Origin of the sequence: Kribbella capetownensis (assembly GCF_004331485.1) — a bacterium.
In the GTDB taxonomy this organism is placed as follows: domain Bacteria; phylum Actinomycetota; class Actinomycetes; order Propionibacteriales; family Kribbellaceae; genus Kribbella; species Kribbella capetownensis.
Map to the genome: position 1 here is coordinate 25,575 of NZ_SJKD01000015.1, position 11,677 is coordinate 37,251.

General features: G+C 67.7%; 15 protein-coding genes and 1 pseudogene. 6 read left to right on the top strand and 10 right to left on the bottom strand.

The window, feature by feature from the left end; translation table 11 throughout:
- The first annotated feature begins 1 nt into the window (after position 1).
- The 3 genes and pseudogenes from E0H75_RS40330 (at position 2) to E0H75_RS44445 (ending at position 1,591) form a co-directional block, all read left to right on the top strand.
- The gene (locus E0H75_RS40330) at positions 2–547 is read left to right on the top strand and encodes a RidA family protein (protein WP_131519009.1); all 546 of its coding nucleotides are present in this window, start codon (positions 2–4) and stop codon (positions 545–547) included.
- Positions 544–804: pseudogene (locus tag E0H75_RS45175) on the top strand (NADP-dependent oxidoreductase); the annotation flags it as partial. The gene E0H75_RS40330 and the pseudogene E0H75_RS45175, both read left to right, overlap by 4 nt.
- 58 nt (positions 805–862) lie before the next feature.
- Entirely contained in the window at positions 863–1,591 is a 729-nt protein-coding gene (locus E0H75_RS44445; RefSeq protein ID WP_238163554.1) for an MDR family NADP-dependent oxidoreductase, read from the top strand.
- 208 nt (positions 1,592–1,799) lie between these two features.
- Here the strand turns inward: E0H75_RS44445 and E0H75_RS40340 are convergent, their stop codons facing one another.
- From E0H75_RS40340 to E0H75_RS40350, 3 genes are all read right to left on the bottom strand, one after another.
- On the bottom strand, positions 1,800–2,276 hold the full coding sequence (locus tag E0H75_RS40340) for an ATP-binding cassette domain-containing protein (protein ID WP_272948978.1): 477 nt from the start codon (positions 2,274–2,276) through the stop codon (positions 1,800–1,802).
- A 138-nt stretch (positions 2,277–2,414) separates the two neighbouring features.
- The gene (locus tag E0H75_RS40345; RefSeq protein WP_131519010.1) at positions 2,415–3,107 is read right to left on the bottom strand and encodes a VOC family protein; all 693 of its coding nucleotides are present in this window, start codon (positions 3,105–3,107) and stop codon (positions 2,415–2,417) included.
- Positions 3,108–3,562: 455 nt separating this feature from the next.
- Positions 3,563–4,201 (bottom strand): TetR/AcrR family transcriptional regulator, encoded by a 639-nt coding sequence (locus tag E0H75_RS40350; protein ID WP_131519011.1) that lies wholly within the window; start codon positions 4,199–4,201, stop codon positions 3,563–3,565.
- 74 nt (positions 4,202–4,275) lie between these two features.
- Here E0H75_RS40350 and E0H75_RS40355 point away from each other — a divergent pair, with 74 nt between their 5' ends.
- Positions 4,276–4,989 (top strand): carboxymuconolactone decarboxylase family protein, encoded by a 714-nt coding sequence (locus tag E0H75_RS40355; RefSeq protein ID WP_131519012.1) that lies wholly within the window; start codon positions 4,276–4,278, stop codon positions 4,987–4,989.
- Between the two features lie 637 nt (positions 4,990–5,626).
- On the opposite strand, the gene E0H75_RS44770 is transcribed toward E0H75_RS40355, so the two are convergent.
- Together E0H75_RS44770 and E0H75_RS45180 are read right to left on the bottom strand one after the other, a co-directional pair.
- On the bottom strand, positions 5,627–5,749 hold the full coding sequence (locus tag E0H75_RS44770; protein ID WP_272948979.1) for a hypothetical protein: 123 nt from the start codon (positions 5,747–5,749) through the stop codon (positions 5,627–5,629).
- Positions 5,750–5,840: 91 nt separating this feature from the next.
- Positions 5,841–6,143 (bottom strand): peptidoglycan-binding domain-containing protein, encoded by a 303-nt coding sequence (locus tag E0H75_RS45180; protein ID WP_420323317.1) that lies wholly within the window; start codon positions 6,141–6,143, stop codon positions 5,841–5,843.
- Between E0H75_RS45180 and E0H75_RS40365 the strand changes: the two genes are divergently transcribed.
- Positions 6,112–6,399: an ATP-binding protein gene (locus tag E0H75_RS40365; RefSeq protein ID WP_202873418.1), complete on the top strand. Its 288-nt coding sequence runs from the start codon at positions 6,112–6,114 to the stop codon at positions 6,397–6,399. The two genes, E0H75_RS45180 and E0H75_RS40365, sit on opposite strands and share 32 nt — an antisense overlap.
- The gene (locus E0H75_RS40370) at positions 6,396–7,052 is read left to right on the top strand and encodes a response regulator (RefSeq protein ID WP_131519014.1); all 657 of its coding nucleotides are present in this window, start codon (positions 6,396–6,398) and stop codon (positions 7,050–7,052) included. The genes E0H75_RS40365 and E0H75_RS40370 overlap by 4 nt, the downstream gene beginning before the upstream one ends.
- Positions 7,053–7,139: 87 nt before the next feature.
- On the opposite strand, the gene E0H75_RS40375 is transcribed toward E0H75_RS40370, so the two are convergent.
- The 5 genes from E0H75_RS40375 to E0H75_RS40395 all read right to left on the bottom strand — a co-directional run bounded on the left by E0H75_RS40375 (position 7,140) and on the right by E0H75_RS40395 (position 11,655).
- Positions 7,140–8,273 carry an epoxide hydrolase family protein gene (locus tag E0H75_RS40375; protein WP_202873419.1) on the bottom strand — a complete coding sequence of 378 codons (1,134 nt, stop codon included), beginning with the start codon at positions 8,271–8,273 and terminating at the stop codon, positions 7,140–7,142.
- Between the two features lie 44 nt (positions 8,274–8,317).
- Positions 8,318–8,986, bottom strand: a complete 669-nt coding sequence (locus E0H75_RS40380; RefSeq protein ID WP_202873420.1) for an NADPH-dependent F420 reductase — start codon at positions 8,984–8,986, stop codon at positions 8,318–8,320.
- Between the two features lie 70 nt (positions 8,987–9,056).
- Positions 9,057–10,007: an SDR family oxidoreductase gene (locus E0H75_RS40385; RefSeq protein ID WP_131519015.1), complete on the bottom strand. Its 951-nt coding sequence runs from the start codon at positions 10,005–10,007 to the stop codon at positions 9,057–9,059.
- 67 nt (positions 10,008–10,074) lie between these two features.
- Complete coding sequence (locus E0H75_RS40390) at positions 10,075–10,698, bottom strand: NADPH-dependent F420 reductase (RefSeq protein ID WP_131519016.1); 624 nt, start codon at positions 10,696–10,698, stop codon at positions 10,075–10,077.
- Positions 10,699–10,767: 69 nt separating this feature from the next.
- Positions 10,768–11,655 carry a TIGR03619 family F420-dependent LLM class oxidoreductase gene (locus E0H75_RS40395; protein ID WP_202873421.1) on the bottom strand — a complete coding sequence of 296 codons (888 nt, stop codon included), beginning with the start codon at positions 11,653–11,655 and terminating at the stop codon, positions 10,768–10,770.
- Positions 11,656–11,677: the final 22 nt, after the last annotated feature.

Below are 11,677 nucleotides of genomic sequence, written 5' to 3' on the forward strand. Positions count from 1 at the left end.
CATGAGCACGACTTCCGAGGTGCGCCGCCGACTGGCGGAGCTCGGACTGTGTTTGCCGCCTCCGTCGCACAGGCACGAGTACCTGCCGTTCGTTGCCGAGAACCATCTCATCTATGTCGCCGGTCACGCCCCGTTCTCCGGCGGGGATCGGCAGTACCGTGGCAGGGTCGGCGACACCCTCGACTTGTCCGACGGGCGGGCTGCCGCCCGACTCGCGGTCCTTGGTTGCCTGGCGAGTCTGGAAACGGCGATCTGTAATCTGGATGCGCTGACCCGGATCGTCAAGGTCAATGGCTACGTTCACTGTGTTCCCGGGTACGAGCCGCTGCCCGAGGTCATGGACGGCGCCTCGGAGCTCCTCGTCGAACTGTTCGGTGAGCGGGGACGTCATGCGCGTACCACGGTCGGCGTGGCCTCGCTGCCCGGTGGAGTTGCGGTCGAGATCGAGATGGTGGCCATGTCGGCACAGCATGGCGCCCTCGGTCGCGTGAACACTGCCGGCACAACCCCGACAACGGAACGGATCCAGGAGGGCTTCCGCCAATGAGCCAGCTGACCAACCACCTCTACCGACTCCGGCGTCGTCCTGATGGACTCGTGACGCCGGATGATCTCGAATTCGTCGAGGAGCCTGTCCCTGAGCTCCGGTCCGGCCAGGCGCTCATCCGCACACTGTGGCTGTCGCTTGACCCGACCAACCGCATATGGATGAGCGAGGTCCACTACAACCTGCCGCCAGTCGCGGTAGACGGAGTGATGCGAGGCATCGGTCTTGGTCAGGTCATCGAGTCCGGGCGCGACGACCTGAAGACTGGCGACCTGGTGTCGGGACTGACCGGCTGGTCGGAGTACGTCATCGCTGATGTCCGCGCCGAAGACGCCCCCGTTCACAGTCGTACAGTCGGCGCCAGAGCCGATCACCGCGCTGCTGGGGGCGCTGGGCCACACTGGCGTCACCGCCTACCTCGGCGTCCACGACATCGGCAAACCCCAACCGGGCGAGACCATGGTCGTTTCCGCAGCCGCCGGCGCCGTGGGTTCGGTGGCAGGCCAGATCGGGAAGGCACGCGGTGCTCGAGTCGTCGGCCTCGCCGGAACAGCCGAGAAGTGCCGCTATGTCGTCGAGGAACTCGGCTTCGATGCCTGCATCAACTACAAGAGCGGCAACTGGCGCTCTGAGCTCGACGGCGCCACATCCGGCGGCATCGACGTCGACTTCGAGAACGCGGGCGGGCAGATTCTCGATCACATCGTCACTCGGCTCAACGTCGGTGCTCGCATCGTGTTGTGCGGACTGATCGCGGAGTACAACGGCTTCGGTTCGACGGCCCCGAGCCACCAGTCCAGCAACATCAGCCAAGGCCTGATGGTCAGCCGCGCCCTCATCCAGAGCTTCCTTGTCCTCGATCATGCGGATCGATTCCCAGAGGCAACTGCGTACCTCGGCGCCCTCATTGCCAACGGGAAGCTCCGGTATGACCAGACCGTCGTCCAAGGCCTCGAGCGCGCACCCGCAGCCCTCAACCAACTCTTCGATGGATCCAACACAGGCAAGCTGCTTGTCAAGGTCGCCGAGCCGATAGGGACATGACCCAGTCGTGACCCCCTGACCGCCGCCGCGACCGACGCCTCGAGGCCCGCCCCACGTCAGTCCGGCCCGCTCAGCGGTGGAGTTCCGCAGCGGTCGAGCGCTGATGGCGGCGGACGACGGTGCTATCAGCACCGAGATCTTGATGTCCGCAGATTCAGGCCCGGCCAAGCGGCCTCCTCGTGAGCCGTCGATGCCACTGTTCATGGCCTCATGCAGATCGGTTCGTCGGCGCAGCACCATCGGTCGGAGACAGGAGTCCAGAGCCGTCACGGACACCGTCCACAACACAGACGCCCAGGTCACGACCCCATCCCGGATCCGAGCTCAAGGGAACCACCGATGTTCTAGTCGAGGTATGAGCTGCCGCGAACCAGCTGGGGGCGGCGCACGACGTGCGGGTGACGTCGTCCAGCGTGAGTTTGTGCATGAGCCCCAGCAGGTGGGCAACCTCGATCAGTTCCTGGCGGCAGATCTCGCAGCTGTTCCAGGTCGTCCTACTCGCCCTGCTGGTTAGGCTTGTCGTACGTCGTCTGCTGCCGGTCTGGAGCCGGTCCTGGTGGCCGACCACAACCTCTCCGGTATCGACGCAGGCGAGGCCGCCCGCGCAATGCAACAAGGTCGACTTGCCTGAGCCCGAGGGACCCATGACGGCAGTGAAGGTTCCGGGAAGAAAGTCCAGTGTCACATTCGTCAGAGCGGCAACCTGATTGTCACTCGACCCGTACTTCTTGCCCCAGTCACGACGTAGTAGTCGTCTGGACCGTGAGCCAACCCGGGCGCCTCACGGCCCACGTGGCTGGCTCCCCGATAGGCGTTCAAGCGATCAGCGGGTTCTCGAGTCCGCTGGCGCGGTCGAGATGGTGACCTTCTCGGTTATGACGATATCGGCTAGCTGATCCGGCGTCTCGATCCTCACCGTCAGGGAGCCATGTGCAGGATGGAGTACTTGAGTGGGGAACCAGACCCGATCCTGGTCGACGATGATCAGCAGACCGTCGTGATCGCCCACGGGGGCGAAGTCTCGTTCTTGTGGCGGGAAGGTGGGTAGTCCCGTCGCTGCAGTAACCACGCCGACGGCTGCCGAGGTATCGGGGACACTGATGCCGATCTCGCTGATGGAGACCGGCCGCGGAACATCTCCATCTGCTGCTGGGACTCCGGCGTCGGCTTGACGGGCGATGAACTCCAGAAGGGTGTCGTCCGGACCGAGAAAATACACCGATTCGGAGTCCCAACCGGCCGGTCCGATGATCACATCATCGCCACCGGCGCGTATGAGAGCTACACGACTCTTCAGCCAGGCATGCGCATGGTCGAAGGCATGTGGCGAGATACCGAAAGCTAGGTGGTGGACGCCGTCAAACTGCTCACCGCGAGCGATGACGAGTCGGCTACGGCCGATCGTGACCAGTACGCGAGCAGGTTCCTTCTCGACTGGCATCTTCAGCACATCACGATAGAAGGTGGCGGCTGCGTCAAGGTTGTGCGATGTGACCACGACCTCGCGGATCTTCATGGCATGCGCCCTCTCTAGGTGTTGAAACACCGACGCTAATATTTCAAGTCGGGTTGAACTCAACACCCGGTGGCCTTGCCTACATGCATGTCCTGGGGTGACCTCTGCGAACTCAGCGCCCTCGCACGGGGTAGTGGACGCCGACCGACCCGTCACCCCAGACTCCACGACGATGACACCCACCCGCCGCCCTCACACCGATCGGCGGATCGAGGCTAGGTCATCGATTCCGGACGTTCCTCGGAGATTGACGTGTGGGATCAGGCCGTGTCGCACTGGAGTTGCTCGAACCGGCCGCGAAACCTCACCTCGCACTGCATCCTTGGCCCTGACACCGACCGTCGTACGCCGGCATCTCGCCCAGGCCGCGACCCAGTCCTGCGCCGGGTCCGGAGGCCACCCGTCCGAGATCGGCTGCCGTGACGCGAAACTGAGCGCCGCACGTCACACCGGCGTCACCCCTCCGTAGGGCGAACGCCAACCAATTTCTCCAAGAAACGGTCGACCTGCTCCTCCAGCGGAGGCCAGGGCAGTCCGGGTTCGTTGACGCGCAGCGAGACCGCACCGTGGACGGCCGTGCGCAGATCCAGTGAGACGATCTCCGCGTCGCCGCGAGTCGCGAGACCGGCGTCCATGCAGCGGCGGATCGCAGTGGTCGTGCGCTTCGCCATTTCCTCCTTGAAGGACATATCCCTGCGCCGGTTGAGCGTGCTCTCGTGCAGCACCTTGTACAGCCCCGGGTGCTCTCGGGACCACACGCCGAGCAGCACCGTTCGCGCGCGCAGCGCGGCCACCGGGTCGGCGGCGCCCGACTCCGCGTCGTCCACCGCGCGCAGCAGGTCCGCACAGCAGTGCTCCAGCGCGGCCAGCACCAACGCGTCGCGATCGGCGAAATGAATGTAGATGGACGTCGTGGCGATGCCTACCTCGCGCGCGACCGCTCGCAGCGACAACGCCTGGTCGTCGGCGAGTTCGTCCAGCAGTCGCAGCGTCGCGTCAACGATCTCGGTCCGCAGCCGCTGGCCCTGGCCACGCGGGTTGCGGCCACGCGGCGCAGTGCTGGCGGTGCTTCGGGCTGGAGTGGTCGCATCCATGCTCAGCAATTGTATTAGAACGCACATAAGGCTACAGTAGTAGCCCTACAAGCATTCACTTAAGGGGAGCCATCATGACGTTGCCGACCCAGAAGGCGGTCGAGGAACTGGACCCGGTGTTCGCGGAGATGGCCGCCGCAAGCTTCCAACTCGCCGAGTCCGCAACGCAGCTCACGCCGCGCGAGCTCACGCTGCTGAGCCTGGTTGCCGACGTGTGCGAACAGGTCCTCGGTATGCCGTTCGAGCTCCATGTCCGGGCTGCCCTCGACACCGGCCTCGATGCCGACGACCTACGCGAGTTGCTGCGTTTCATCTCCTACGACAGCGGCTACCCGGCGGCGCTGGCCGCCCTGGAGCGGCTGGCTGAGGTCGAGCACAAACACGGCCTGCCCGGGCCGACTGGCCAAGGCCACCAACTGAACGCCGACGGCGCCGGCAGCCCCATACCCCCGGCGATGCGAGCTGAGGTGCGTGCCCTCGACCCGGGTTTCGCCGACTACATGGACCTGCAGTCGCGGATGCGCACCGACATGTCTCGCATCAGTGTCCGCGAGCGGGCCTTCGCGACAATGACGGTGGACATCCTGTATCAGACCCTCCACGAGAGCTTCCGTGCCCACGTCGGCCGTGCGCTGAGGGCGGGAGTGACGCCCGACGAGGCCCGCGCCGCCGTCAGCGCCACCGCACCGTACGGGATGACCCGGACCTGGCGCGCCCTCAACGTCCTCGAAGCGCTGCTGACCGAGCACGAGGAACTGCAGGGAAAGCAGACAGCCAGGGACGCCTGAACGAACGCCTGTCGCCTGCACCCGGCACACGACTGTGCAAGCGCCTGGACCAACCCCGCCCACGATGAGGGCTCCCGGCGCTAGGCTCTCGTCGAGTCATCCGAGGCCGCGGGTCGGCGGCGGCTGTGGGCGATCGTGCGTCAACTAGGCTGGACGTGTCAACCGACACGATGATCCTCCCGCCGAAGGTGGATCTGGTGGGGACCTTCAATCCTGGTACCGCGGCCCAGTTGCCGCGCGAGACCGTCGCCTACAGCGCAGTGATCCGGGATCGTGCCGCGGCGGAACGACGCAGCACACCGTTCCGAGACCGCGGCTGCGAGCTGCGAGCTGCGAGCTGCGAGCTGCAGCTTCGACCGCGTCATCAACAGGACTTGATGTGGGCATGACGAAGTCCAGCAACGACACCGCTGCACTCTTTCAGTGCCGGTCGGCATGAAGACGGTCTCCGTCTCGGTGCTCGTTGAGAAGTGCGCACCCCCGGCAGGACAGGTGGCCCCTTGACCACATCTAAGTGCGTTCTCCGACACCGGACGATCCGCCCAAGTTCGACCGCACCGAGGACTCGTATCGTCGAGGCGTTCGCCCCGTTCAGAGCCGCTCCGATATCGTCCAGCCCATCGATCCAGACCTTCAGTTAGGCCCTGGTGATGGTCACCTGAGTCGGCAGCGAAGCGATCGCCTTCTCGGCCACCCTGCTGCTCCGCCGCAACCGCGTTGTAGTCTCGCGCAGCTCGACCGGATCCAGCGCCCGGTCCATGGTGATCTTTGCCGCGCGATGCGCCTACGAAGGTCCTCGGCCGGCCCGGAACGAATCAACGCCCGCAGCCCGGAGAGTCGACATGTCAGCGTCACGTGCCTTCTAGATAGAGCCAGTTTGTGGTGTCGACGGTGCCGGTGGTCGGGAGCGCGTTGAGGGTTTGGAAGATTCGGACGTGGGACGTGGTGGCGGGGCCGAAGTCGCCGTCGATGGCGGTGGGGATGCCGTGTGCGGTCAGCTCGCTTTGGATGGCTCTGACGGCGCTGCCGGTACTGCCCTGTTGGAGGGGTACAACCAGCTGCTCCCAGGTAAGCCGTCCGACCTGACCATCGGCCGGGAGCGCCGAGCTGGTCGCCCACCGGGTGGTGCAGGAGGCTCTGACCAACGCGCTCAAGCACGCGCACGGCAGCTCGACGGCGGTCGACGTGCGCTACGACGACAGGGAGATCACCCTGGAGATCAGCACTGCCGGGACCGGACCTGAGCCGGCCCTCGTCGGCGCCGGCCCTCGCTCACCCGGCGGGAGCGGGCGGGGGCTCGTCGGGCTCCGCGAACGGGCGAACGCCCTGGGCGGCGAGTTCGACGCGGACCGCGAGGCCGACGGCAGATTCGTCGTCCGCGCGCGCATCCCTACCGGGAGCCGGGCATGAGTGCGCCGATCCGGGTCCTGGTGTGCGACGACCAGGCGCTGATCCGCACCGGGTTCGCGACGATCATCGACGCCCAGCCCGACCTCGAGGTGGTCGGCGAGTGCGGGGACGGGCGGGCCGCCGTCGACCTCACCCGCCGGCTGGACCCGGACGTCGTGGTGATGGACGTCCGGATGCCGGTGCTCGACGGCATGGAGGCGACCCGCCTGCTCACCGGCGTCGGGGTCGCGCACCCAGTCAAGGTGCTCGTGGTGACGACGTTCAATCTCGACGAGTACGTTTACGAGGCGCTGCGCGCAGGGGCCGGCGGGTTTCTGCTCAAGGACGCCCCTGCGGCCCAGCGGCTGCATGGCATCCGCACGGTCGCGACCGGGGCAGCCCTGCTGGCTCCCGAGGTGACCCGGCAGCTCGTCGGCAGGTACGCGGCGCGGATCCGCCCCGCCGAGAACGCGGCCGACACCGCGCTGACGCCGCGCGAGCTGGAGGTGCTGCGCCTCATCGCCGATGGCCTGTCGAACAGTGAGATCGCCGCGGCGCTGGTGATCAGCCAGGAGTCCGTCAAGACGTACGTTTCACACATTCTGGCCAAGCTCGGCCTGCGGGACCGCGTGCAGGCCGTGGTCCACGCCTACCGCAGCGGACTGGTGACCTGAGGATGGCGCAAGGCGAGGAGGGCGATGGCCAGGACCGCCGCGAGTTCCGTCCACGGGACAACGACGGCGAGCTGGCCCACCTCGGTCTCAGCGCAGTTGGCGGAAGAACTCGGTGATGTCGGCGGCGAGCAGTTCGGGCTCTTCGTGGGCGGCGAAGTGTCCGCCGCGTGGCATCGACGTGTACCGGGTGATGTTGTAGGTGCGTTCGGCCCAGGAGCGCGGGGGCTGGGTGAGGTCGGCGGGGAAGACGGCGACGGCGGTGGGCACTTCGACCTTTTCGACGCGCCGGGTCAGGCCGCGGGCGTACTCGTAGTAGGGCCGGAACGACGTCGAGATCGTGCCGGTGAACCAGTACAGGGACGCCTGGGTGAGGACGAAGTCGTCGGTGAACCGGACCGACAGGTCGCCGCCCGAGTCGCTCCAGGCGCGGTACTTCTCGACGATCCAGGCCAGCAGGCCGGTCGGAGAGTCGGACAGAGCGTGGGCCAGGGTGAGCGGGCGGGTGTTCTGCTGGTGCTGGTAGCCGCCCTCCTCCGCGCTCCAGGTGGCGACCTGGTCGAGGTAAGTCTGTTCGTCCAGGGTGAGGCTGGCGGCGTCGTACTCCGGGGGTGCGGCGACGGCGAGCAGGTGGATTCCGGCCAGCGACTCCGGATAGGCCTCACCCAGACGCGACGTGATCCCCGCGCCTAGGTCGCCGCCGTGGGCGGCGTACCGGTCGAAGCCGAGCTCGTCCCGCATGAGCCGGTGCCAGACCTGGTGAGTCTGGAGCGTCGGCGGGAGGGCCAGGCGTTGCGGCGAGAACGCGTAGCCGGGCAGCGAGGGCACGACGACCGTGAACGCGTCGGACGCGTCGCCGCCGTACTTCGACGGCTCCGCGAGACGCCGGGCGAGGTCGGTGAGCTCCAGGAAGGTGCTGGGCCAGCCGTGGGTCAGGACGATCGGCAGGGCGCCGGGCTGCTCACCGTCGAACCGGAGGTAATGGACGGGCGTGCCGCCGATGGCGGCCGTGTGGTGCGGCAGGGCGTTGATCCGCGCCTCGTGGGTGCGCCAGTCATAGCCTGTGGCCCAGTACTCCGCCAGGCGGCGCACCTCAGTGGTGTCGGCGCCCGCCTCCCAGCCATCGACGGGCCACCGGGTGGGCCACCGGGTGGCGCGTAGCCGCGCGCGCAGGTCTTCGAGTTCTGCATCGGTCACCGCGATCAGCGGCGGGTGGTCGGTCATGTGCCTCTCCTGGTCGTGCTCGCGCGGCCCGCGCCAACTTGCGGTTACCGTGTTGCGGTGGCCAGTGCCGCGCGGATCGCGTCCTGACCGACCGGCTGGCCCTTCTCGTTCGAGGCCGGCCCGTAGGGGGTTCCCCACACCGGCGTGCCCGGCGCCTGCCGCCAGCCGTCGGCCAGCGGTCCCGCGTCCACCACGCCGTACCCGATGGAGTCGATGAACTCGGTCACCGCCGCCTTCGCCGACGCAGAGTCCCCGGCGATCGGCAGGTACGAGCGGTCGGCCGCCCCCGCCGGGCGGCCGAGCGACAGCAGGTGCTTGAAGTAGATGGTGTTGAACGCCTTCACGAGCCCGGCGTCCGGGATGTACCGCAGCAGCAGCTCGCTCGAGGTGAGCGATGTGCCGTCGAGCTCGGGGATGTGCCCGTCACGATCGGGGCCGTAGTTGCACGTGTCGATGACCGTCTTCCCCGCCAGTGGCGCGGCGGGCAGGGTGGGGAAGGCCTTGACCGGCACTGTCACCACGACGATGTCACCGGCCGCCGCGGCCTCTCCGCTCGTCGCCGCGGTCGCCGCCGGCCCCAGTTCAGCGACCGTGTCCGCGAGCGTCTCGGGACCGCGCGAGTTGCTGAGCACGACCTGGTGGCCGGCCTCGACGGCGAGCCGCGCGATGGTGCTGCCGATGGCTCCGCTTCCGATGAATCCCACAGTTGTCATGTTCTCGACCGTCCCTTCAGAAGAACCTTGTCCCGCACAGGCGGGACCCGTTGCCATGAGGTCCCTGCCCTCAGATGGCGGGGACGTCGGTCGACGGGAAGTAATGACCGTTGTCCAGATCGGCGAGCAGGCCGGGCTGAGCGGGCTCCCAGCCCAGGACCCGGCGGGTGATGAGGTTGGACGCCGGGTAGTTCTGCGTGATGACGTTCGTGAGGAACCCGAAGTATCCCGGCAGCATCAGTTCGTCCAGGGGTACGCTCACGGCGGGCAGGCCCAGGCGGCTGCCGATGGCCTCGGCGATCTCGCGGACCGGGATGGCCCCGTCCCCCACGGCGTGCCAGTACTTGCCGGCCGGGCCCTTCTCCAGCGCCAGGCGGAACAACGAGGCGGCATCGCGGGCGTGCACGGCGTTCCACAGGTTCGCGCCGTCTCCCGGGTAGCCGGCGAAGCCCTTGTCCTTCGCGAGCGCGATCAGTGTGGGCAGGAAGCCGGCACGATCAGTCGTGTCGTGCGCGATGTTGGCAATCCGTACGACCGACGACCGTACTCCCTGCTCGGCGAGCCCGATGACGGCAGTTTCCACGACGTTGCGAGCCCGCAGAGTGCCCTTGTGCTCGTCGCCGACGGGAAGGGCCGGGTCGTCCTCGGTGGCCGGCCGGCCCAACTGCCCGGGCGAGCCGATGCTCCCCGCCGCGACCAGCGGCTTCCCGGTTCCCGCGAGCGCCTGGCCGTACGCGAGCATGATCGGGAGCTCCGCGGCGGCCACGGCGTCGATCCCGCCGGACGGGAGCAGGTCTTGCCGGTGCGCGACGTGGATGACGCCGTCGGAGTCCGCGGCCGCCTCCTTGAGCCCGTCGAGGTCCTGGAGGTCGCCGCGGCGTACCTTCGCGCCGAGCGCGGACAGTGCCGCCGCAGCGGTGTCCGACCGGGCCAGGCCGGTGACCTCGTGCCCGGCGGCGATGAGCTCGGGGATGATGTGCGAACCGGAGTGGCCGGTCCCGCCAGTGACGAAGACGTGCACGTTGCTGCTCCTTGTCAGTGATGCGGCGTGAGTGATGTGGCGGAAGAAGCGGTGGTGCGGGGTGCGCTCAGCCGGGGAAGTCGACGCTGAGGGCGACGTCGAAGGTCCCCGCGCCGTTGCGTGCCAGGCCCATCAGCAGTGGCCCGACCCCTTCCAGCCAGCGAGCCATCTCCAGGTCGCCGACATCGAGGGGACGCAGTCCGAGGCTCTCGATGAACGCCGACACGCTCGCCTTGGCCTGCGGGTCATCTCCGGCGAAGAACACGTCCAGCGGACGATCCTGGACCAGGACGTGGCCGAAGACGGTGTTGAACGCCTTGACGACGTGCGCGCTCGCCGGGGCCGCTTTGGCGATCTCCTGCGCACCGGACGTGCCATCAGGCACGACCAGCGCGGTGGCGTCGGCGTTGAAGGTGTTGGAGATGTCGATGATGACCTTGCCGGCCAGGGCATCGCCGTACTGGGTGACGACCGGCACCGCGCTGGCGTACGGCACGGCCAGGACGACGATGTCGCCGGCGGGTACGGTGCCGAATGTCCCCACCGTGGCCCCGACGCCGAGTTCGGCAGCCAGGCCCTTCGCCTTGGCCGGGTCGCGGCCGATGAGTTCGATCGAGTGGCCGCCCGTGACCGCTCGTGCGGCGATGGCGTGGGCCATGCCACCCAGTCCGATGAAACTGATGCTGCTCATGGTGAGTGCTCTCTTCCTAAGTGGTCGTGTCTTCGGTGGTCGTGCCTTTGATGGCTGCTTCTTCGGTGGTCACAACCGGCCGGTACGCGCGATCACCTGGCCGGCGAAGTCGAGCAGCTGGTCAAGGCTGGTGAACATCGCGAAGGCATCGAAGTACGCCTCGTCGACACCGGACTCGGCGTATCGCTTCAGCTGGTCCGCGACCGAGTCGACGGACGTGCCCGGCTCGAGGTTGATCCGCATGGCCGTCTTCAGTGCGTCGGGATCCCGGCCGGCGTCCTGCGCCGCTCGACGCGCGATCGACCACAGACGGCCGGCGCCCTCGTCCTGGCTGCTGGCCGACGCGGCAGGCGCGGGCCCTTCGACCCCGAGCCAGCCGACACCGCTGCGGCCGACCCGGCGCATCGCGGCCTCGCTGGCACCGCCAACCCAGATGGGCGGGCCGCCTGGCTGGACCGGACGCAGGTCGGCGTGGACCGGTGGCATGGTGAAGAACTCGCTGTCCCAGGACACGGGATTGGTCGTCCACCACGCGTGCAGGAACGCCAGCATGTCATCGAGCATCTTGCCGCGCCGGCGCCAGTCCGCGTTGCGGGCCACGTCGTACTCCTGCTTCATCCACCCCAACCCCACACCAACGCCGAGGCGACCCTCACTGAGCACGTCGAGCGTCGTCAGCGACCGCGCCAGGTGCGGCGGTTCGTAGTAGAACGTGCTCAGCGTGCTGGTGTTCAGGCGCATCCGGCTGGACGCCGCCGCGGCGACCGTCAACAGCAGCACCGGATCGAAGGAGCGGGCCATCTGCGGCCCTCGGGCGAGATAGTTGCTGCCGACATCAACCGGCGTGACCAGTCGATCGCCGACCCACAGGGCGTCGTAGCCAAGGTCCTCGAGTCCGCGGACGAAAGCGCTCAGGGCGGAGGCGTCGCTGACGGAGGGCCCGACAAGGGGAATCATGAAACCGAGCTGCATTGCGATG

Coding starts and splice junctions, on each gene's coding strand:
- E0H75_RS40370 (WP_131519014.1), top strand. CDS start 6,396: ATGAGTGCGCCGATCCGGGTCCTGGTGTGCGACGACCAGGCGCTGATC.
- E0H75_RS40395 (WP_202873421.1), bottom strand. CDS start 11,655: ATGATTCCCCTTGTCGGGCCCTCCGTCAGCGACGCCTCCGCCCTGAGC.
- E0H75_RS40350 (WP_131519011.1), bottom strand. CDS start 4,201: ATGGATGCGACCACTCCAGCCCGAAGCACCGCCAGCACTGCGCCGCGT.
- E0H75_RS44770 (WP_272948979.1), bottom strand. CDS start 5,749: ATGGACCGGGCGCTGGATCCGGTCGAGCTGCGCGAGACTACAACGCGG.
- E0H75_RS44445 (WP_238163554.1), top strand. CDS start 863: ATGTCCGCGCCGAAGACGCCCCCGTTCACAGTCGTACAGTCGGCGCCA.
- E0H75_RS40345 (WP_131519010.1), bottom strand. CDS start 3,107: ATGAAGATCCGCGAGGTCGTGGTCACATCGCACAACCTTGACGCAGCC.
- E0H75_RS40380 (WP_202873420.1), bottom strand. CDS start 8,986: ATGACAACTGTGGGATTCATCGGAAGCGGAGCCATCGGCAGCACCATC.
- E0H75_RS40390 (WP_131519016.1), bottom strand. CDS start 10,698: ATGAGCAGCATCAGTTTCATCGGACTGGGTGGCATGGCCCACGCCATC.
- E0H75_RS40355 (WP_131519012.1), top strand. CDS start 4,276: ATGACGTTGCCGACCCAGAAGGCGGTCGAGGAACTGGACCCGGTGTTC.
- E0H75_RS40330 (WP_131519009.1), top strand. CDS start 2: ATGAGCACGACTTCCGAGGTGCGCCGCCGACTGGCGGAGCTCGGACTG.
- E0H75_RS40375 (WP_202873419.1), bottom strand. CDS start 8,273: ATGACCGACCACCCGCCGCTGATCGCGGTGACCGATGCAGAACTCGAA.